General features: G+C 66.7%; 16 protein-coding genes and 1 pseudogene. 6 read left to right on the top strand and 11 right to left on the bottom strand.

Annotated features, from left to right (window positions below):
- The first annotated feature begins 3 nt into the window (after positions 1-3).
- The 5 genes from AC6CH3_RS11555 to AC6CH3_RS11535 all read left to right on the top strand — a co-directional run bounded on the left by AC6CH3_RS11555 (position 4) and on the right by AC6CH3_RS11535 (position 6802).
- On the top strand, positions 4-1140 hold the full coding sequence (locus AC6CH3_RS11555) for a threonine aldolase family protein (RefSeq protein ID WP_498132682.1): 1137 nt from the start codon (positions 4-6) through the stop codon (positions 1138-1140).
- Between the two features lie 96 nt (positions 1141-1236).
- On the top strand, positions 1237-1893 hold the full coding sequence (locus tag AC6CH3_RS11550) for a DUF3000 domain-containing protein (protein ID WP_498132681.1): 657 nt from the start codon (positions 1237-1239) through the stop codon (positions 1891-1893).
- Positions 1894-1952: 59 nt separating this feature from the next.
- On the top strand, positions 1953-3275 hold the full coding sequence (locus tag AC6CH3_RS11545) for an HRDC domain-containing protein (protein WP_498132573.1): 1323 nt from the start codon (positions 1953-1955) through the stop codon (positions 3273-3275).
- Positions 3276-3389: 114 nt separating this feature from the next.
- Positions 3390-4649 carry a thiolase family protein gene (locus AC6CH3_RS11540; RefSeq protein ID WP_498132572.1) on the top strand — a complete coding sequence of 420 codons (1260 nt, stop codon included), beginning with the start codon at positions 3390-3392 and terminating at the stop codon, positions 4647-4649.
- Complete coding sequence (locus AC6CH3_RS11535; protein WP_498132571.1) at positions 4646-6802, top strand: 3-hydroxyacyl-CoA dehydrogenase NAD-binding domain-containing protein; 2157 nt, start codon at positions 4646-4648, stop codon at positions 6800-6802. The genes AC6CH3_RS11540 and AC6CH3_RS11535 overlap by 4 nt, the downstream gene beginning before the upstream one ends.
- Before the next feature lie 25 nt (positions 6803-6827).
- Here AC6CH3_RS11535 and AC6CH3_RS11530 read toward each other — a convergent pair.
- A pseudogene (locus AC6CH3_RS11530) lies at positions 6828-7618 on the bottom strand (TIM barrel protein).
- Positions 7615-8736, bottom strand: coding sequence for a Gfo/Idh/MocA family oxidoreductase (locus AC6CH3_RS11525; RefSeq protein ID WP_498132570.1), 1122 nt, complete (start codon positions 8734-8736; stop codon positions 7615-7617). Before AC6CH3_RS11525 ends, AC6CH3_RS11530 begins: the two are co-directional and overlap by 4 nt.
- A gap of 125 nt (positions 8737-8861) precedes the next feature.
- Here AC6CH3_RS11525 and AC6CH3_RS11520 point away from each other — a divergent pair, with 125 nt between their 5' ends.
- Positions 8862-9857 carry a LacI family DNA-binding transcriptional regulator gene (locus AC6CH3_RS11520; RefSeq protein ID WP_498132569.1) on the top strand — a complete coding sequence of 332 codons (996 nt, stop codon included), beginning with the start codon at positions 8862-8864 and terminating at the stop codon, positions 9855-9857.
- Here the strand turns inward: AC6CH3_RS11520 and AC6CH3_RS11515 are convergent.
- From AC6CH3_RS11515 to AC6CH3_RS11475, 9 genes are all read right to left on the bottom strand, one after another.
- Positions 9854-11467 carry an ABC transporter ATP-binding protein gene (locus tag AC6CH3_RS11515; RefSeq protein WP_498132568.1) on the bottom strand — a complete coding sequence of 538 codons (1614 nt, stop codon included), beginning with the start codon at positions 11465-11467 and terminating at the stop codon, positions 9854-9856. The genes AC6CH3_RS11520 and AC6CH3_RS11515 overlap by 4 nt on opposite strands.
- Before the next feature lie 19 nt (positions 11468-11486).
- Positions 11487-12245, bottom strand: coding sequence for an energy-coupling factor transporter transmembrane component T (locus tag AC6CH3_RS11510; protein ID WP_498132567.1), 759 nt, complete (start codon positions 12243-12245; stop codon positions 11487-11489).
- Between the two features lie 3 nt (positions 12246-12248).
- The gene (locus AC6CH3_RS11505; RefSeq protein ID WP_498132566.1) at positions 12249-13070 is read right to left on the bottom strand and encodes an ECF transporter S component; all 822 of its coding nucleotides are present in this window, start codon (positions 13068-13070) and stop codon (positions 12249-12251) included.
- Between the two features lie 172 nt (positions 13071-13242).
- The gene (locus AC6CH3_RS11500) at positions 13243-14271 is read right to left on the bottom strand and encodes a nucleoside hydrolase (protein WP_498132680.1); all 1029 of its coding nucleotides are present in this window, start codon (positions 14269-14271) and stop codon (positions 13243-13245) included.
- A gap of 73 nt (positions 14272-14344) precedes the next feature.
- Complete coding sequence (locus tag AC6CH3_RS11495; RefSeq protein ID WP_498132565.1) at positions 14345-15322, bottom strand: aldo/keto reductase; 978 nt, start codon at positions 15320-15322, stop codon at positions 14345-14347.
- A gap of 21 nt (positions 15323-15343) precedes the next feature.
- Positions 15344-15904, bottom strand: a complete 561-nt coding sequence (locus AC6CH3_RS11490; RefSeq protein WP_498132564.1) for a hypothetical protein — start codon at positions 15902-15904, stop codon at positions 15344-15346.
- Positions 15905-16008: 104 nt separating this feature from the next.
- Positions 16009-17982 carry a 1-deoxy-D-xylulose-5-phosphate synthase gene (gene dxs, locus AC6CH3_RS11485; protein ID WP_498132563.1) on the bottom strand — a complete coding sequence of 658 codons (1974 nt, stop codon included), beginning with the start codon at positions 17980-17982 and terminating at the stop codon, positions 16009-16011.
- 892 nt (positions 17983-18874) lie between these two features.
- Positions 18875-19660, bottom strand: coding sequence for an IS21-like element helper ATPase IstB (istB, locus tag AC6CH3_RS11480; RefSeq protein ID WP_354255748.1), 786 nt, complete (start codon positions 19658-19660; stop codon positions 18875-18877).
- Positions 19657-20802, bottom strand: a 1146-nt coding sequence (locus tag AC6CH3_RS11475; RefSeq protein ID WP_498132562.1) for a DDE-type integrase/transposase/recombinase, incomplete at its 5' end; no start/stop codon positions are given. The genes istB and AC6CH3_RS11475, both read right to left, overlap by 4 nt.

Here is a 20802-nt window from a genome sequence, read left to right as displayed (position 1 = left end):
GCGATGACAACCACAGTTGAAACGGCTGACAACAGCACCATGGCCCGGCTGCACGACGCGTCAATCCGGGGCTTCGCCTCGGACAACTACTCCGGGGTCCACCCCGAGGTGCTGGCCGCCCTGGCGGCCGCCAATGAAGGACACCAGGTGTCCTATGGCGAGGACGACTACACCGCCCGGCTGCAGGACCTCATGGAGCAGCACTTCGGAGAAGGCATCGAATGCTTTCCCGTCTTCAACGGCACCGGCGCCAACGTGCTGTCGCTGCAGTCCCTGCTTCCCCGCTGGGGCGCCGTCATCTGCGCGTCAACAGCCCACATCAACATGGACGAGAACGGCGCGCCGGAGCGGATCGGCGGCATCAAGCTGCTGCAGGTACATACGCCGGACGGCAAACTGACCCCTGAGCTCATCGACCGCGAGGCGTGGGGCTGGGGTGACGAGCACCGCGCCCAGCCGCTTGCCGTCTCCATTACCCAGACCACGGAACTGGGCACATGCTACACCCCGGACGAGGTGCGCGCGATCGCCCGGCACGTCCATGCCAAAGGCATGAAGCTGCACATGGACGGGGCCCGGCTGGCCAATGCCGCCGCGCACCTTGGCGTTCCCCTGCGGACTTTCACCCGCGATGCAGGAGTGGACATCCTGTCGTTCGGCGGCACCAAGAACGGCCTCCTGTTCGGCGAGCTGGTGGTGGCCCTCAAACCGGAAGCCGCCCACGGCCTGCTCTTCCTGCGGAAGATGAACATGCAACTGGCCTCCAAGATGCGCTTCATGTCCGCCCAGTTCATCGCGCTGCTGGAGGGTGATCTGTGGCTGCGGTCGGCCTCCCACGCGAACGCCATGGCGGCCCGGCTGCGCAAGGCTGTGGAGACCATTGACGGTGTGGAACCCACGCAGAAAACCGAATCGAACGGCGTCTTCGCCATCCTGCCCCAAGGAGTGGCGGACAAGCTGCGGAAATCCTTCCGCTTCTACGACTGGAACGAAGCCCTGGGCGAGGTCCGCTGGATGTGCTCCTTCGACACCAGCGAGGAAGACGTGGACGCCTTCGTCGAGGCCATCCGGATCGAACTGGCACAGCACCGGAAAGCCGCCGACTCCGGCTCCGGCGGGGCGGCGCAGGCCGCTGATTAGGAGGCCCGGAATGCCCTGCTGTGGATTGAACCGGCCAGATTGCCCTGGTCGGCGGCGAGCCTGCCGACCTTCGCTGGCTCCATTGCATACCCTGCGATTGTGAACGCACTTGCCCAGGTTCCCGCGGAATTTCTGTACGCCTTGGGGACCCTCCGGAAAGCACGATGCCGCAGTGAGCTGCATCTGAACGAGATCCCGGCGCCGTCGCGGCTGGCGCCGTTCGCCGTTGCGCTCGGCGCCGAGGTCATCGGCGCCCACAGCCGCGGCAGTCAATCCGCTGCGGAACACGGCCCGGCCGCCGTCGCTCTTGCCCGCTCGGCCGGCGGCAACGACCCCGACGACGATGAACTCGCCACCGGGCGGTTCATCCTGCTGCACGACCCTGACGGCTCCGCGGTCTGGGACGGAGAATTCCGCATCGTGACCTATATCCGGGCCCAGCTTGAGCCGGAGATGGGCAACGACGAAATGCTCGGTTCCGTTGCGTGGACCTGGCTCGTGGAAGCCCTCGAGACACACCAGGCGGCGTACAGGGCAGCCGGCGGAACCGCCACGCGCGTCCTTTCGGAAAGCTTCGGCACATTGGCCGACAGGCCGGGATCGATAGACATCGAACTCCGCGCCTCCTGGACCCCGGCGGGTGCCGACGTCCAGGCCCACCTGGAGGCCTGGTCCGATATGGTGTGCACCTTCGCGGGCCTGCCGCCGCTCCCCGACGGCGTGTCTGCGCTCCCCCGCAGGCGCCGGAACTAGTGCCCTCCGGCGGCAGGGACTCCGCCCGGCAGCGCGCTGCCGGTAAACTAGGGGCCATCATGACCCCTGAAAATTTGGAAAACACCACAGCTGGCGCTCCGGCTGCTGAAACCACCCCCCATATCTCCGTCGAGGGCTTTGACAGCCGCGTCCCCGTTGTCATCGATCTCGATTCACCCCGCGACGGCGTTCCGCTGGTCATTGAGACGCAGTCAGGACTGGAACGCTGTGCGGCAGCAATAGCCGCCGGAACCGGACCCGCCGGCGTAGATGCCGAACGGGCCTCGGGCTTCCGGTACGGCCAGCGGGCATTCCTGGTCCAGATCCGCCGCGAGGGGTCGGGTACCTGGCTCATCGATCCCGAACCCTTTGACAATCTGAGCATCATCAACGATGCGCTGCATGGCGTCGAATGGATCCTGCACGCGGCCAGCCAGGACCTCCCCTGCCTTTCCGAGCTCGGCATGTGGCCGGACAAGCTGTTCGACACCGAGCTCGCCGCCCGGCTCGCCGGGCTGCCGCGCGTGGGACTTGCCGCAGTCATCGAACAGCTGCTGGGCTTCGGCCTGGCCAAGGAACATTCGGCGGCCGACTGGTCCACCCGCCCCCTGCCGGAACCCTGGCTCCGCTACGCTGCACTCGACGTCGAAGTCCTGACCGAGCTCCGCGAGGAACTCATTGAGCTGCTCGAAGCGGACGGCAAACTTGAGTTCGCCGAGCAGGAATTCGCTGCGATCCTCGCAGCCGGACTGGCACCGCCAAGGATCGATCCCTGGCGCAAAACATCCGGTCTGCATCAGGTCCGGGACCGCCGCCAGCTCGCCGCAGTCCGCGAGATGTGGCTTGAACGCGACGCCCTGGCACAGAAGCGGGATGTGGCGCCGGGCCGGCTGATTCCCGATTCGTCCCTTGTGGCTGCCGCCAAAGCCATGCCGGCAACTGTGCCGCAACTGCTGGGCACCAAGGGCTTCCATGGCCGGGCAGCGCAGCGCGAGGCCCCGCGCTGGCTTCGCTGCATCGCCACGGCCAGGGCCCTCGAAGACCTTCCGCCCCTGCACCTTCCCACCAACGCCCCGCCGCCGCCGCGGGTCTGGGCAGACCGCGACCCAGCCGCCGCGGAACGGCTCTCCACCGCACGGCCGCTTCTGCAGAAGAAGGCCGACGAACTGCATCTTCCGCTGGAGAACCTGCTGACGCCCGACTACCTGCGTCGGATCGCCTGGCGCCCCCCGGCCGAGATCAGCGAAGCGTCCGTGGCCGAAGAACTGCGGGGACTGGGAGCCAGGCCGTGGCAGATCGGGATCGTGGCACCTCTGATCACGGAGGCGTTCCTCAATCCACAGCCTCTGCCGCCGAAGGAAGCCAGGGACCAAGGCGCCTAGCATTCCGCTCCTTGCACGCTAAGTTACTGACAAGTAACATTGGGCTCGGTGACGCCCGGATCCCTCGGGCACCCGGTCAGGATCCGGCACCCCCGTCTCAATGAGGAGCAGCACGTGAGCCAACACCGAAGCAGCGGAAACCATCGAGCTGTCCGCGACGTCGTCTTCGTGGACGGCGTGCGCACACCGTTCGGCCGGGCCGGAGACAAAGGCATTTACGCCGGCACGCGGGCAGACGACCTGGTGGTTAAATGCATCCGCGAACTGATGCGCCGCAACCCAGGGCTGCCCGCCGAGCGCATCGACGAGGTGGCCGTGGCGGCAACCACACAGACAGGCGACCAGGGCCTCACCATCGGGCGGACTGCCGCCCTCCTGGCAGGACTCCCCCGAACGGTTCCCGGCTTTGCCGTCGACCGCATGTGCGCTGGAGCCATGACGGCGGTCACCACAACCGCCGGCGGCATCGCCTTCGGCGCCTACGACGTCGTGATCGCCGGCGGCGTGGAACACATGGGCAACCACCCGATGGGTGACGGCGCCGACCCCAATCCGCGCTTCATGTCCGAGCGGCTCGTGGACCCGGCCGCCCTCAACATGGGCAACACCGCCGAAAACCTGCACGACCGCTTTCCCGCCATCACCAAGGACCGCACCGACGCGTACGCAGTCTCGTCCCAGGACAAGCTGCAGGCAGCCTACGGCACGGGACTGATCCAGCCGGACCTTGTCCCCGTGGCAACCATGAAGCCCGGAGAGGGCTGGACCGTCAACACCGTGGACGAGCCGCCACGCCCGGGGACAACGCTGGAAGACCTTGCCGCCCTTCGGACGCCGTTCCGTCCGCATGGCCGCGTCACGGCAGGCAACGCCGCCGGACTGAACGACGGCGCCACGGCGGCGCTGCTGGCATCCTCCGATGCCGCGGCAGAACTGGGGCTGGGCGTCAAGATGCGGCTGGTCAGTTATGCCTACGCGGGTGTTGAGCCGGAATTCATGGGCATCGGACCTGTCCCCTCCACCGAAAAGGCACTTGCCAAAGCCGGCCTGGAAATCGGGGACATTGGCCTGTTCGAAATCAACGAAGCGTTTGCTGTCCAGGTCCTGAGCTTCCTCGAGCACTTTGGGATCGCCGACGACGACCCCCGTGTCAACCGCTACGGCGGCGCCATTGCGGTGGGCCACCCCCTCGCGTCCTCGGGCATCCGGCTCATGAACCAGCTGGCCCGGCAGTTCGAGGAAGATCCCTCCGTCCGCTACGGAGTCACGGCCATGTGCGTCGGCCTCGGCATGGGGGCGACCGTCATCTGGGAAAACCCTCACCACGCCGATTACAGCGGTACCGACATCGAAACAGCAGGAGCCACAGCATGAGCGCCGCAGAATTCAGCAAGCTTGCCGACCTCTTCCCCGACGAGACCGTTACGCACTCCTACGTCCGGGACATCGAATTGCCTGCCGCGCCTGCCGGATCCGGCGGGGGCACGTTCGCGCTCATCACCCTGGACAACAGCCTGGACCATACCAAGCCGACCACACTGGGCCCCAACACGCTCGTTGAGCTCGGTACGGTGCTTGAAGGACTGCGGGACCGCGCAGCAAGAGGGGAGATCGTAGGCGTTGGAGTGACGGGCAAGCCCCACTTCCTCGTGGCCGGCGCTGATCTCTCTGCCGTGAAGTCACTCAACAGCCGCGAGCACGGCCTGTGGATGGCCCAGCTGGGGCACGAGGTCTACGCCACCCTCGCAAACCTCGGCGTTCCCAGCTTCGCCTTCATCAACGGTGTGGCCCTCGGCGGCGGGCTGGAAATCGCCCTGCAGTCCACCTACCGCACGGTGTCATCCGGCGCCGGCGCCCTGGCCCTTCCTGAGGCTTTCATCGGACTCGTCCCCGGCTGGGGCGGAGTCTACGTGCTGCCCAGGCTGATCGGCCCTGAAAACGCAGTCAAGGTCATGATCGAGAACCCGCTCAGCAACAACCGCACGCTGTCCGGGCCTGAGGCTTACAAGCTGGGCATCGCCGATGCCATGTTCGAACCTGCCGACTTCGTGGAACAGTCCCTCGCATGGGCCGCGAAAGTCATCTCGGGTGAGGTTGCCCCGGAACGGCCGAACGCCGTCGACCCCTCCGACCCCGGGGTGGCCGCCCGCTGGGCGGGTGCCGTGGGCGCCGGACGCGCCTTCGTGGAGAGCAAGACGTCGAACGCCTCGCCCGCGCCGGCCAAGGTCCTGGACATCATGGAAGCCAACCGGACCATCTCACAGGCGGAATCGGCGGCCATGGAGTGTGAAACCCTGGCAGGGCTCATGCAGACCGACGAGTTCCGCTCAACGGTCTATGCTTTCCTGGACCTCGTGCAGAAACGCTCCAAGCGCCCTGCCGGCGCACCCGACCGGAGCCTCGCCCGCCCCGTGACGAAGGTCGGCGTCGTCGGCGCGGGACTGATGGCCAGCCAGCTGGCCCTCCTGTTCGCCCGCCAGCTCAAGGTTCCTGTCGTCATGACCGACATCGACCAGGCCCGCGTGGACAAGGGGGTGGGCTACGTCCACGCCGAGGCCGACAAGCTGCTCGGCAAGAAGCGGATCAGCCCGGACGCGGCAAACCGGATCAAGGCGCTTGTCACGGGGTCCGTCTCGAAGGAGCTGTTTGCGGATGCCGACTTTGTCATCGAGGCCGTGTTCGAGGAACTGAACGTCAAGAAGCAGGTGTTCGCGGAGCTGGAGGCCGTGGTCTCCCCAGACTGCATCCTCGCCACCAACACGTCGTCGTTGTCCGTGACAGCCATGTCTGCGGATCTGAAGAATCCTGAGCGCCTGGTGGGATTCCACTTCTTCAACCCGGTGGCCGTCATGCCGCTGCTGGAAGTCGTCCGCGCCCCCAAGACCGACGACGCCGTGCTGGCCACCGCTTTTGAACTGGCCAAAGGACTGAAGAAAACCGCCGTCCTGGTCAAGGACGCCCCGGCCTTCGTGGTCAACCGCATCCTGCTGCGGCTTATGGGCGAAGTCACCGCCGCCTTCGATGAAGGCACCCCGGCGGAGGTCGCGGACAACGCCCTGCGCCCGATGGGCCTGCCCATGACGCCGTTCACGCTGGGCGCGATGGTGGGGCTTCCCGTGGCACAGCACGTCCAGGAGTCACTCCACGCCGCATTTGGAGGCCGCTTCAAGGTATCCCAGAACCTCCAGAAGCTGATCGATAACGGGGTCAAGTCGCTGTGGGTACCGGCGGCCGACGGTGGCCAGGAGATACCGCAGAGCACCATGGCACTGCTGTCGTTCGGCACGTCCCCCTCGACCGGTGAGGAAGTCCTGCGCCGGACGCAGGATGCCCTGGCAGAGGAAATCGGGCTGATGCTCGACGAAGGCGTCGTGGCTGGTCCGGAGGACATCGACCTCTGCATGATCCTTGGCGCCGGCTGGCCCATGTTCCTGGGCGGCATCACCCCCTACCTGGACCGGGTGGGCGCATCAGAGCGCGTCAACGGCAGGCGGTTCCTTCCCGCGGGTGTTGCCTCCCGGCCGTAAGCCCGGAGGCAGCCGGCGCCACGGCTCAGACGTCGAAAGCTGCCCTGAACGCGGCGAGGGCGGTGTCCCCCGCTTCCACGCCTTGACCGCCGGATGCACCGGCCTCCAGCCCAACGACGCCGGAGTACCCGGCATCCGCCAGCGCCGAGGCGACGGCACGGTAGTTGATCTCGCCTGTACCGGGTTCGAAGCGGCCGGGTACGTCAGCGACCTGGATCTCTCCGATCCAGGGCAGGGCTTCCCGCACCAGTTCGATGAGGTTCCCCTCTCCGATCTGAGCGTGGTAGAGGTCAAGCATCATCTTCACGTTGGGGTGGTGAGCCGCCGTGACGAGCGCCAGGGTGTCCTTTGCGCGCGCCAGCGGGATGCCTGGGTGGTCCACGATGGTGTTCAGGTTCTCCAGCACAAACGTCACGCCGTGCTTCTCGCCCAAGCTGCCCAGGCGTTCCAGAGTGCGCAGTCCGGTCAGCCACATCTGGCCCGTCGCACGGTGGACTGGCCTGACCGCGTGGCCACCCTCGCCGAGCTCAGCCGGGTGAACCACCATTCGCTCGACGCCGAGTTCCAAAGCAGTCGGAATGAGCTTCTCGGCGGAGGCCAGCACCTCATGGGCGCTGTCGGGATCGATGAGGCTGCCTCCGAAGTAGCCGCTCATTGAGGAGAAGCGGCCACAGTCGCGGCAAGTGCAGTGATATCCCTGGCGCGGGTATCCCAGAGCTCCACCTCAAAGCCCTGCCCATGGATCCGCTGAACCCGTTCGGCCAAGGGAAGTCCGCCGTAGAGCATCTCGGCGCAGACGGCCAGCCGGAAGCTCATACGGCATCCACCACCGTGTGCAGTTGCTGCCCGGCTGGCCGCAGCTCTGCAACCGACGAGACCTCGACAGGCAGTCCGGTGTCGGCCGACCGTGACGCCGCCAGTGCCACCGCGAGGGCGTTACGCGCGTCTGCCCAGCCCGGGCCTGGTTTCGCTGAGGCCTGGAGGCCGTCGCGGCGGGCTTTCACCGCTTCGGCAAAGTCGGCCACCTCCAACGTGTAGGCATCATGAAAGAGGTCCACATTCAGACGCACCGTCGCAGAGCCGATGCCGGCCGCGGTATAGCTTGTTGCACTGGAGGCTTGCGGTCCGCCCGCAGTCACCATGCCGGCCGAGCCGAACACCTCACCGCGGACGTCATAGCCGTAGAGCGCGTTGAAGTTCGCTTCCGCCACCGCTATTGCCCCGTTGCTGTAGGTCACTGTCACCACCGCTGTATCCAGCAGCCCTCCGTCTTTGGCCTCGGGAGCCACCAGGGCGTCCGCCACAGCGTGCACCTGGACGGGAACGGCGCCGGGGTTCAGCCAGTTCAGCGTGTCGAAGTCATGGATCAGAGTCTCCAGGAAGATCGTTCCCGGCGGGATGCGCTCCGGGTTGGCGATGCCGGCCTCTGTACCCGGATCGCGCGTCAGCGACCGGAGGAGCTGGGGGGTTCCCACTGCGCCGTCGTCAATGAGCTTCCGTGCCGCGGCAAAATCCGTTGCGTAGCGCCGGTTGAAGCCGAACTGAACCATGATTCCGGCGGCGTCCGCTGCCGCCATCGCACCGTCCAGTTCCTCGACCGTGCGCCCGCCGGGCTTTTCGCAGAACACGTCCTTCCCGGCACGGGCTGCCGCCGCGATCAGAGCCGAGTGGAACCGGGCCGGAGCCGCAATCAGCACGGCATCCACGTCCGGATCATTGAACACATCGGCAGGATCAGCGCTGATTTTGGCAACTCCCAGCCTCCCGGCAAGGGCTTCCACAGCGGGCAGCGACGGATCCGCGATGGCTTCGAGTCGGGCGCCGGAGATGCGGCGGGCAACAGATTCAGCGTGGAAACTTCCAATCCAGCCGGCACCGATCAGGGCGATGCGGGCGGGCCGGTCGGCGTTGACCGGATGCTGTAGATAGCTCATGGATACTCCCGGGATTTCTAGTCGATAGTGGGATAGGCATTTAGATCGTTCTAGTAGACCAATATTGCACCCCATGCCCGTCCTGTCTAGATCGTTCTATAGAATGATCCGGACAGAGGAGGAACATGACGGAACAGCAACGACGCCCAACGCTGATGGACGTGGCCGCAGCGGCCGGCGTCTCGCGGGCGCTGGTTTCCATCGTCATGCGCGGAGCGCCCGGCGCAGCGGAATCCACCCGGCAAAAGGTGCTTGAGGCAGCACGGGAACTCGGCTACCGGCCCGACAGCCGGGCCCGCCTGCTGCGCAGCAGCCGCACCAGGCTCCTGGGCCTGAGTTTCTTCAGCGCCCAGCCCTTTCACGCGGAAATAGTGGATGCTGCCTATGCAGAGGCGGCGGCGCATGGCTACGAAATCGCATTGAGCGCGGTTGCCCACGGCCGCCCCGAGACCCGGGCCATCGAATCCCTGCTCGATGTTGGTTCCGAGGCACTCATCATGATTTCTCCGACACTGGGCAGCCAGGAGCTTGAGCGGTTTGCCGGCCAGGTGCCCGTCGTTAGCCTCCTCCGGGACGACGTGGGCAGCCTGGTGGACGCGGTCAGCAGCGACGACCAGGCCGGCATCCGCATGGCCGTTGAGCACCTCGCCGGCCTCGGTCACCGGAACATCGTGCATGTCGACGGCGGCACAGCCGTTTCCGCCGACCAGCGCCGCGCGGCCTTCCGAACTGAAATGGAGCGGCACGGCCTGGAGGCGAGGATAATCCCCGGCGGACCCACCGAAGAAGACGGCCTGACGGCCTTCCGGTCCCTGGGGGCCGACCTCCCGTCAGGCGTCGTCGCCTTTAACGACAGGACTGCCCTCGGCCTGATCGAAGGCTTGCGTGCCGACGGGCTGAAAGTGCCTGACGATGTCTCCGTGCTTGGATACGACGACAGCCAGTTTGCCCGGCTCAGCTACATGCAGCTGTCCTCGGTCAGCCAGGACGCGCCGCTGCTCGCAGCAACAGCTGTCCAGCAGGCTGTGGACCGGATCGAACGGTCGCAGGAACCCGCCCACGTGGTGAGGACGCCGCATTTGGTGGTGCGCAAAACCACGGCTCCTCCCAGAATTTCCTAGCGGCCCACCAGGGCTCCGCCCTGAAGCGCCAGCGTCCGGTGAGCATGCGCACGCGCAAACGGCAGGTCATGCGTGACCATCACGACGGCGGCGCCACGGCCGGCCGCCGCTGTAATGGCGGCGGTCAGCCGATCCAGGCCATGGGCATCAAGGGCGACCGTGGGTTCGTCCAGCGCAAGTACCGCCGGCTCCCGGGCCAGAACCGTGGCCAGCGCCAGCAGCCGCTGAGCCGAGCCGGAAAGTTCGTGCGGATGGACTGCGCCTGACCCGCCGAGACCCACGGCCTCCAGCGCTGCAGCGGCCTTCGCCGGTGCCTCCTGCCCGAAGAGCCGCTCCAGTCCGAACAGCACCTCGCGCTCTGCAGTCCGTTCGAACAACTGGTCGTGGGGATGCTGAAACAGCAGGCCGAGCCGGTCGGCGACGATGCCGGTGGGAACACCCGCGATCGCCTTGCCGGCGACGCGGATGTCGCCACGCAGCGGCCGCAGCAGCCCGTTGAACAGCCGCAGCAGTGTCGATTTGCCGGCGCCGTTCGGACCTGTCACCGCCACTATCTCCCCGGGCCGCACGTCCAGGTTGATGTTCTCCAGCAGGAGCGGGGAGCTGGAGTCCTTGGCACCGAACCCGAAGGACAGGCCTTCCAGTTCCAGCGAAGGTGCCACGTCCGGGGCAGGCGGCAACTCCATGGCCGGTACTGGCGTGTACGCAGCAGAGGGCGCGGCGGCCGGGACTGGCCGAGGGCTGTCCCCGGCCGCGGTCAGCGCCCGCGGCTCGCTGACAACAACACCTGAACTGGCCAGCGAGCCGCCGGCCAGCAACCGGTCCGGGGGCCCGGCCGCCTTGGCTGCTCCGTCTTCCAGGACCAGCCAGTGCTCGGCCTGCCGCGTCAGCGCGCCGGCGTGCTGGGTGAGGACCACCACGGCCGCTCCGCGGGCCCTCAGGTCCTTGACGAGCGCCATCACGGTCAGCTCTCCGGCGGAATCGAGGGATGACAGTGGTTCATCCAGAATCAGGACGCCCGGATCGCCGATGATGGCGCAGCCTATGGCAAGGCGCCGCAGCTCTCCCCCGGAAAGGGTTGCGGGGTCACGTTCCAGGAGCGCGGTGAGGCCAGTGCGCCGGGCCGTTTCAGCCACGGTCGCGGTCATCTCGGACCGCGCCGTCCCGCGGTTCTCCAGCCCGAAGGCCAGCTCCTCCTCCACAGTGCCGCGGACGCCTGAGAGCATGGCGGCAGCATCCTGCGGCACGTAGCCCACATGGTCAGCCCAGGCCGCAGAGTCGATCCGAGGGTCTTCATCCGACCCGGAAAACACCAGGCGGCGCCCGCCCTCCTGGCCCTCTCCTGCCACCAGCTGCAGCGACCCCCTGAGCACGCCGTCGCGTCCTCCTGCCAGCCAGGCGGCGAGCAACCGTCCCAGGGTGGACTTCCCGCTCCCGGAACCCCCAAGCACTGCCGTCAGCGATCCCGGGGCAGCCTCAACCTCAACCGCCTGCAGCGCGGGCCCGGTATCGCCATGGAACGTGAACGCATCGATGGCCGCACACAGCGTCGTCGGGGGGATGTTCTGCCACCCGGCGGCCTCCCGACCGCCAACATCCTGCCCGCTCATGCGCCAACATCCCGCCCGCTCATGCAAGGCCTCCGCCGTTGGTGGAAGCCACGATCCGCAGGGCAACCGCAGCCCCGGCGAGCAGGAGGACAGCCAGCCGGAAAACACGCTGGGCTGTTGAATCGTGAACTTCCCGGTAACTGGTCCTCGGGCCAGCCCGCCGGAAGCCCCTGGCGTCAAGCGCCTGGGCGCGGATTCCGGCGTCGTGGACCAGGCCCAGCACCAGCGGCACCATCTGCAGCCGCACTGCCTTCAGGCGGCTCACGGGCCCCTGCTCCACTACCAGTCCGCGCGACTCCTGGGCCTGTTGCACCTTCTGAAGGCGGGCGGAGATGATGGGAGCCAGCATCAGAGTCGAGGCCAGGACGTAGCCGAACTGCGGCGGCAGGCGGAGGGCGACCAGCGAGGCCACCAGGTCTGGCACCCTGATACTGAAGGAGAACAGCATCAGTACGAAGACGAACGCTGATGTGCGCAGCCCCATGTCAACGGCAAAGCCGAGGCCCTCGGCTGTGACTCTGGCCGGTCCCCATCCCGCCAGCACTGTGCGGCCCTCAGGGTAGAAAAGGCCATGCATCACCAGCAAGGAAAGCCAGAACGGCGCCAGGATGGCGCCACCGGCGAGCAGGACGCGGCGGGCGCGGCCGAAGGCCGCCGCCAGCGCCACGGCGCCGGCGGCGACGGTGAGGGACACGGCCCAGTTGGCGGCCGCCGTCGTCATCACCAGTACTGCTGCGGCCGCGGCCAGCAGGGTCAGGGGGTTGAGCCGCGGCGCCACCGTTCAGCCGTCCTTCTGGACCGGTTCCTTGCCGGCCAGGACGTTGAAGCGGCGCACGAACGGGAACTGGAAGGTGGTGCGGCGGGGAAGGGCGTACACGAGCATGGCCGCAATGGCGAACACGATGGCCTTGTCCATGGGGTCCGAGATCAGCGCCTGCTTGGTGATGGCGGCAAGCAGGGTGTCGCCCATGGCGCGGAAGGCGCTGACAATCGCGCCGGTTCCGGCCCCGGAGGTTCCACCGAAAACAAAGGCAGCAACGGGGGCCGACACCACACCGGCCAGGATTCCGGTGAGGAAACCGGCCACCGGGGCGAGGTAAAAGCGGCGGAAGAGCCCGTAGCGTGCAGCAGTACCTGCGAGGAATCCGATGAGCGCGGCGCCGGCGGCGAAGGGCAGGACAGTGGGGTTGATGAAGGACCAGACGATGCTGCTCAGGGCGCCGGTCGCAGCACCGGCGGCGGGGCCTGCCAGGACGGCGATCAGCACGGTGCCGATGGCGTCGAAGTAGAAGGGCAGTCCGCTGGTCCCCATGAGCTGGCCGAGAACGATGTTCAGGACCAGCGCCACGGGGATGAGAACTACCGTCGAGGTGGGAAGCGTGGGCAGCACGCCCACGATCAGCAGAGCCGCACCGAGCAGGAACCCGCCCAAGGCAACCAGCGCGGAGACGCTTCCAAGTCCGTTGGCGATGTCGGCAGGCTGGGTGAGGACGAGGTAGATGAAAGTGCCCGCGATCGCGGCAGCGCCGAGCAGTTCGAGCAGTCGGCGGGTTCGTCCCGCCTGCTGGCCGGGGCTGGGGAGAGTGAGGGAAGGCTGTGACATTGTGGATCCTTAGGCTGATGACGGCAGGCCCCGCCCCGTGGCGTGATCCTCCGCGTACGCGAAATGTGGCGCCTATGTCACCTCGACGCGGCTACCATCCTACCGATCCGTGGTGGCGCGGTGCTACGGATTCACTGCCGCCACTCCGCGCTTATGGCCGAAGCGCAGGGGCTTATGGCCGAAGGGTGCGGGCCAGTGCCGCCACCGAGGAAATGAGCTCGTCGAAGCACTGCCGGGGGTCGTTCGTCGTCACGATGCGGGCGTTGGGCGGTTCGTTCCAGATGCCGCGGAAGTCAGCCACCGTGGTGCCAATAAGCCGGGACGATTCGGTTTCCACATGCACGGTGGCCGGCCGCGTCTGGATGGGCGTGCGGCCTATGGCGGCCGCGGCTGCAAAGGCGTCGTGCATGTGGGCGACATAGCCTTGGCCGTACAGCCGGTGGAATTCCAGGTAAAAGCGGACGGCGTCAGAGATGCAGGCCACGAGCGGATTGTCCGAGGCGCTGCGCTGGCCTTCCGGCTGTTCCGGAAGCACGAGCTCCGGTTCCTGCGCGCCGGAGGCCTCCGCCAGCCTTTGCAGGTGCTCGGGCCGCAGCTCGATCCGTTCGGTGGTCTCGAGCGCGCACACCACGGGCAGGCTGTCCGCGGGAAGGCCGCTGTAGGCGGCAAAGACCTCCTGCGCGGCGTGGGGATCCACGGAGACGTTCCATTCCGCCGTGGGCGTGGTGTTCCCCTGGTAGTTGAAGCACCCGCCCATGATCACGAGGCCCTTCAGCAGCTTAGGCAGAGCAGGTTCGCGGCGCAGGGCCAGTGCGAAGTTGGTCAGCGGTCCGGTGATGAGGCCCGTGATCTCCCCCGGGTTGGCCCGGACGGTGTCCACCCATACGTCCACCGCATGGCGCGGGGAAATCTGCTGCGCCGGAAACGGCAGCTCCGCATAGCCGATGCCCTGCGGGCCGTGGGTTTCCTCGGTGGTGACCAGCGGAATCTCCAGCGGCACTTCGGCACCAATGGCCACTTCCACACCGGATTGGCCGCAAAGCTGCAGCAGTGCCAGGTTGTTCAGGGCCACTTGCCGGGCGCCCACGTTGCCCGCCGTGCAGGTGATGGCCTCGATCCGGACCTCCGGGCGGGACAGCAGGTAAACCAGCGCCAGGGCGTCGTCGATCCCGGTGTCCACGTCCATCAGGAGGGAGCGCACCGGAGCAGGATCCATCAAGGCAGCGTCCATCGGGGCAGCGCCCGGGTGAACGGGATCCATCAGAACCGGTCCATCAGAACAGGGCCACCTTGGGGGTCCGCGGGAAAATGGCGTCCAGCTCTTCCAGTTCCGCCTTGTCCGGGACCCAGGCCACTGCTTCCGCGTTCTGCCGGACCTGTTCGGGCCGTGTGGCTCCGGCGATGACGCTGCTGACGGCGGGTTGCGCCGCCAGCCAGGAGAACGCCACCTGCACTTCGGTGAGGCCGCGGTCCGCGGCAAAGGCGCTGAACTGTTTCAACTGCTGCCAGTCGGCGTCGTCCACCAGGTGCGTGCGCGTGTGGCTCAGGCGCGAGCCTTCGGGTGCCTGGTGCGGTGCGTATTTTCCTGTCAGCAGTCCGTTCGCCAGCGGGAAGTAGGGCAGCACACCGATGCCATAGGCTTCAGCGGCCGGGATGACCTCCAGCTCGGCGCGGCGGTCCAGCAGGTTGTAGTGGTTCTGCGCCGAAATGAAACGGGCCCCGCCCCGGGCCCGGGCCACGAAGTCGGCCTCGGCGATCTGCCAGCCTGCCCGGTTGGAATGGCCGATGTACCGGACCTTGCCGCTGGCCACCAGCTCGTTCAGGGCATCCAGCGTCTCTTCGATCGGCGTCAGCGGATCCGGGGTGTGAAACTGGTACAGGTCGATCCAGTCCGTGCCCAGCCGCCGGAGGGAAGCCTCGGCGGCGCGGATGATGTAGCTCCGCGAACCGCGGGCACCGTAATCCTTGCCGTTGGTCCCGCGCATATCCAGGCCGAATTTCGTCGCCACCACAGCTTCGTCGCGCCTGCTGCCAAGCGCCTTGCCGAGCATGGTCTCACTCAGGCCGGGTTCCCGGCCGTAGGAATCCGCGACGTCGAACAACGTCACCCCCGCGTCAAGGGCGGCATGGACGACGGCGTCAGTCCCCTCCTGTGACTCCGTCACCGTATTTGCCCGGCCCAGGTTGTTGCAGCCGAGTCCCACAACAGAGACAGTCAGTCCGGATTTTCCCAGACGGCGATATTCAGTCATGAAAACACCCTATAACGGCCGCTACAACGCGAACCCGACGGCCTGCTTCGGTGAGTGCTTGAGTTTCAGGGCAGTTGGATCACTGAACGGGGCGGCACCGATGCTGAGCTTGGTGAAGTCCAGGTCCTCGCCGCGGATGCAGACCTTGATGGCGTTCACGGCCTTGTTCACATCCGGACACAGGCAGAAAATGTTGAGCTTGGAGTCGCTGAACTCCGAGCGCTCAACCGTTCCCAGCCCGCGCCAGGCAAGGTGGCTGGTCAGGGCATCCTTGGCTTTCTCCTCAAGATACCGGTCCCGGCTGGTACCTTCCCGCGTCTTCAGGGCGTACTGCGCCACCACCCAGTACTGCTCTTCCTCGGGAATCTCGGCATAGCCGTCTTCGGCGCACTGCGCGGCGAAGGCATCCATCAGCCGCTCGGCCGCCTCGCTGTCAGCGACGTCCGTTTCGTCGGTCTTGCTCTGGTGCCCTACAGTCCCGTGGTTCGTCACGAACTGGCTGTAGTCCTCGTCGAACCAGGCCTCCCTGAACTGGAGGACCCCTTCTTCGTCACGCTTGTAAACCCGGATGATTCCGCTCATGCCCGTCCTTTGGATCGCCCGCGGCCTGTGCCGCCGAACGGTGGGAGTTGTGCCTCTACGGCCTGGTAATTCTCATGGGACGCCAGCCGGCGCTGAACCCATCCCTACAGCTTGGGCAGGCTTCCCGTGGTGGGGTGCTCCTGCCCCGGCAGGGGCCGGGCGAAGGGCACCTTGGTGCCCAGGACCTGTGCGACAACGTCGTGGGTGATCTGCTGCGCGGTGAGGCCGACCCGTTCCAGAACCTGGCTGCGGGAGCCGTGATCCAGGAACTCCACCGGCAGGCCCACTTCATTCAGGGCCGTATCCACGCCGGCCGCACGCATCTCCTGGCGGATCCTGGACCCCACACCTCCGGCACGGACCCCGTCCTCGATGCAGATCACCAGGCGGTGCCGGGCGGCCAGGGCGATGATCGATTCCCGGACCGGAAGCACCCATCGCGGATCGACGACGGTGGAGCTGATGCCCTGCGCGCCGAGCCGGTTTGAGACGTTGAGGGCGAGTTCGGACATGGCGCCCACGCTGACGATGAGGACGTCGTTTTCGGTGGAACCGGAGGGACGCCGGGCAAGGACGTCCACGCCGTCACGCAGCCGCTCGATGGCTTCGATCTCTGCCCCGACTGTGCCCTTTGAGTAGCGGACCACTGTGGGGGCATCCTTGATGGCCACGGCCTCGCGCAGTTCTTCACGGAGCCTTGTGGCGTCGCGCGGAGCCGCCAAGTGCAGCCCGGGCACGATCTGGACCATCGCCATGTCCCACATGCCGTGGTGGCTCGCGCCGTCGGGACCCGTGACACCGGCGCGGTCCAGCACGATGGTCACGCCCGCCTTGTGCAAGGCAACGTCCATGAGCAGCTGGTCGAAGGCCCGGTTGAGGAAGGTCGCGTAAACGGCCACGACAGGGTGCAGTCCGCCGAAGGCCATGCCGGCGGCGGAGGTGAGGGCGTGCTGTTCGGCGATGCCGACGTCGAACACCCGCTCCGGGTGGCGGGCGGCAAACTTGTGCAGGCCCACGGGGATGAGCATCGCGCCGGTGATCCCCACGATGTCCTTGCGCTCGTCGGCGATGTCGGCGATTTCATCCGCAAAGACGGAGGTCCAGGACTTCGCACCCCCGGCATCGGCGGGTTCGCCGGTCTCGGGGTCGATGATCCCGACTGCGTGGAACTGGTCGGCTTCGTGCGCGCGTGCGGGCGCGTAGCCGTGGCCCTTCTCCGTCATGGCGTGCACAATCACCGGGCCGGCATAGTTCTTGGCGGTGGAGAGGGCATGCTCCAAGGCCTGGAGGTTGTGGCCGTCCACCGGGCCGATGTACTTCATGCCGAGGTCTTCGAACATGCCTTGGGGAGCCCACCAGTCCTTGATGCCCTTTTTCATCGCATGGAGGCTCTTGTAGGTGAACTGGCCCACCGGGCCGCCGCTCTGGAGCTTCTTCTTCCACCAGTCCAGAGCGCCTTCATAGGCCGGTGCGGCCCGGAGCGAGTCGATGGTGGGGCGAAGGGACGCAAGATAGTCGGCAAATCCGCCAACGGTGGGGGCATAGGACCGGCCGTTGTCATTGACGACGATGACGACGCGGCGCTTCTTGTCGGCGGCGATGTTGTTGATGGCTTCCCATGCCATGCCGCCGGTGAGGGCACCGTCCCCGACGACGGCGATAACGTACCGGTCGCCGTCGCCGGTCAGCTGCCGGGCACGGGAAATCCCGTCGGCCCAGGACAGCGAGGACGAGGCGTGTGAGCTTTCGACGATGTCGTGCTCGGATTCGGCCCGGTCAGGATATCCGGACAGCCCGTCCTGCTGGCGAAGGGTGCTGAAATCCTGGCGTCCGGTGAGGAGTTTGTGCACGTACGACTGGTGGCCGGTGTCAAAGACGATACTGTCGCGGGGCGAGTCGAAGATCCGGTGCACCGCCATGGTCAGCTCGACAACGCCGAGGTTGGGGCCAAGGTGCCCGCCCGTCTGGGAGACGTTGCCGATCAGGAATTCCCTGACCTCGGCGGCCAGCTGATCCAGCTGCGCCGCAGACAACTTGCTCAGGTCCTGCGGATTCCGGATGGTCTCCAAGAGTCCCAACGGCCCCTCCTTCGGGTGGTAGACATGCCTTTTAACTCTAACGCCTCCGGACGGGCGCCGGCGCCCGGCAGGACTCCGCGCCAGCGCCGGCAGGGGCAGCATGCCTCGTGAAGAGGAATGCCAAAGGCCCGGCCGGTCAGTGACCGGCCGGGGCCTTCCCGACTGATTGCCCTAAGGCAGGTTCCGCTAGTTGGCGGAGATCTGGCGCAGCACGTACTGTGACATGCCCCCACTACGCGGTAGTTTTGGCGGATTCTAAAAACATGGGCAATTTGAGTAGAGATGTTCGCGTTAGGACGACACAATGCCCAAGTTTCCTGAGTGCTGTGATCATAAGGGTCGTGAATGTCTACCGCTATTGCATGAGGTCCCCTTTGCGAGGCATAGGCAGTCAACGTGCTCCGCTCACGGTTCTCCCTACATACTCCGCCCGGCGGGACGCCAGCAGGTCAGCGGGTAGTTGTACTCCCCCCAGCGATGGACCCACGAGGTGCTCCCGACGACTGCGGGACCGATCAAGCAACAAGGTGTCAGCTCTCGTCCCCAGGCGGGCAGCGCATGAGAGTCGACATCGACCTGTTCCCCAGAGGCTTGGCAGAGTCGGGGACGAGATCACGCTCCCCGTATTCAATGCTGGCCGCGTGCCGCAGGCCGACTCCAAATTCAACGGCGGGTGCCCTCATGTACGACGACCGATCGCTGGTGGGGTCGTCGTGTCCGAGGACGTATGCCATCTCGATTGGTTCGAGGAACGGCCTCACTGTCAACGGCCATTGAGAATTGCCCATATACGGCCGGTATTTCTGCCCGCTGATGGCCAGAAAAACTGCCCAGTGGTGGCCAGCTGGTTTGCCCGCTTGGGAGTGGGTTGTGCTGGCCACCGGTTCGGGGTTTAGTTCAGTGGCATGACGCCCTTTCCGGCAAGGGCCTGGGTTAGGCGGATGGAATCGCCGGTTGTTTGGCAGACGTGAGCGTGGTGCAGGAGCCGGTCCACAGTCGCGGTGGCCAGGGTTTTGGGCATGAGCTCGTCGAAGCCGGCGGGGTGAAGGTTCGAAGAGACCGCGACGGCCCGTTTTTCATACGCCGCGTCGACGACCCGGTAGAGGCCTTCGGCGGCATCGGTGGCCACGGCCAGGAGGCCGATGTCATCCACGACCACGAGATCTGCGCGCAGGATCCTGGCCACGGCGCGGGTGACGGTATCGTCAGCCCGGTGCGAGCGGATGAGGGCGCCGAGGTCCTCGAGGGTGAACCACGCGACCCGCATTCCTTCTTCTACGGCCTGCTGGCCGAGGGCTTCGAGGAAGAATGTCTTCCCGGTCCCGGAGGGGCCGCAGACGACGAGGTTTTCCTTCCGGTGGATCCATTCCAGGGTGCGCAGGGCCTGCTGGGTCGGTGCCGGGATCGAGGACGCGGCTTCGTCCCAGAGGGCGAACGTCTTGCCGGTGGGAAACCCTGCGGCTTTGCGGCGGGTGGCAAGCATCGACCGGGCCCGGCCCTTGGTTTCCTCCGCGAGCAGGGCCTTGATGACCTCGGCCGGTTCCCAGCGCTGAGCGCGGGCGGTGGCCAGGACGTCCGGGGCGATGGCACGGGCGTGGGGCATCTTCAGCTGACGCATCAGCGCCTCGAGATCCGCGGGCAGTGCCGGGGCGGTTGTGTTCGCGGTCGTGATGCTCAACGTGCTTCCTCCGCAGCGCCGGTCATGCCGAGCCCGGCCCAGCCGGCGGTGCCCTGGGTCAAGGACTTATCCTCCGCGGCGTTGCGCAGCCCGGTGCGGTTTCCGCCGGCGTTCAGCAGCGACGCGAGGTCGCCGTGCGCGAAGCGGTGATGGATCGCGGCAACGCCGAGGGCCTTGTCGACCTCGTCGGCCCCGGCGATCTTCGCCAGCGCGACGGCCTCAGCCATCTTCACGTTGATCCGTTGCGCGCCGGCCGCGGCGGCCTCAAGCAGCCAGGTTTTCGCTCCGGCGCCGATACCCAGGAATTCGGCTTCCGCCTTGGACCGAGGCACGGGCGTGTAGTCGCCAGGGACCTTCTGTTGGTGGTCCGGGAAATGTGCGTCCAGGATCGCCGGGGACCCTGGTCGGGCAAGTGCGTGGCGGGCGACTTCGACCGGCCCGCCCCGGCCGACATGCACGATTACGACCTGCGCGTCCGGGCCGGTCCCGTGGAGGCGGACGAACACCTCAGCCCCGAGCAGGTGGGCAGGCACGGAGTATTGGGCGTTTTCGAACGAGACCATCGGAGTGTTTTCCGGCACCCGGCGCCCAACCCCGTAGGCGAGGGTATGGGCAGTGTCCGGGACGCGGTGCAGGGACGGAACCTCCTCAGCGAGCATGTCGATCGGGCGGCGGCGGGTGGTCCGGTGCTCGCGCATGTTGACTTGGTCCATGAACGCGGTGCAGGCCGCCTCAAGCTCGGCGAACGAGGCGTATGCGTTTCTCAGGTTAATGTCCTTGGGCACGAGGTCTGCCTTGGCAATCTTCACGGACGATTCGACCCCGCCCTTGGACGCCGGATCCGCCGGCTGGCACGTGAGCACCTCGATGGAGTAGTGCTTGGCGAACGCCAGCGTCTGCTGGTTCCTCACCGGCACCCCGGCCACATGCATGGTGGTGACAGTCTTCTCGTTATCGGTCAGCAAATACGTCGGCGCGCCGCCGAGCAGCCGGAATGACCGGTCCAGGGCGGAGAACACGCTCGGCGCCGTCCGGTCACGCAGCGGGATCACGATGCGGAACCTGGACCAGGCCAGCCAGGCCACGAACAGCACCGTTCGGGCCCCGTCAATGACCGGTCCTTCGCCGAAATCATACTGAAG

This window comes from Arthrobacter sp. GQ119 (assembly GCF_059759125.1).
This window is presented reverse-complemented; position numbering and strand designations above follow the sequence as displayed.

What these genes read in the sequence shown, in the direction of transcription:
- AC6CH3_RS11555 (WP_498132682.1), top strand. Translation starts at nt 4, where the DNA reads ATGACAACCACAGTTGAAACGGCTGACAACAGCACCATGGCCCGGCTG.
- AC6CH3_RS11545 (WP_498132573.1), top strand. Translation starts at nt 1,953, where the DNA reads ATGACCCCTGAAAATTTGGAAAACACCACAGCTGGCGCTCCGGCTGCT.
- AC6CH3_RS11535 (WP_498132571.1), top strand. Translation starts at nt 4,646, where the DNA reads ATGAGCGCCGCAGAATTCAGCAAGCTTGCCGACCTCTTCCCCGACGAG.
- AC6CH3_RS11525 (WP_498132570.1), bottom strand. Translation starts at nt 8,736, where the DNA reads ATGAGCTATCTACAGCATCCGGTCAACGCCGACCGGCCCGCCCGCATC.
- AC6CH3_RS11520 (WP_498132569.1), top strand. Translation starts at nt 8,862, where the DNA reads ATGACGGAACAGCAACGACGCCCAACGCTGATGGACGTGGCCGCAGCG.
- AC6CH3_RS11515 (WP_498132568.1), bottom strand. Translation starts at nt 11,467, where the DNA reads ATGAGCGGGCAGGATGTTGGCGGTCGGGAGGCCGCCGGGTGGCAGAAC.
- AC6CH3_RS11505 (WP_498132566.1), bottom strand. Translation starts at nt 13,070, where the DNA reads ATGTCACAGCCTTCCCTCACTCTCCCCAGCCCCGGCCAGCAGGCGGGA.
- AC6CH3_RS11495 (WP_498132565.1), bottom strand. Translation starts at nt 15,322, where the DNA reads ATGACTGAATATCGCCGTCTGGGAAAATCCGGACTGACTGTCTCTGTT.
- AC6CH3_RS11490 (WP_498132564.1), bottom strand. Translation starts at nt 15,904, where the DNA reads ATGAGCGGAATCATCCGGGTTTACAAGCGTGACGAAGAAGGGGTCCTC.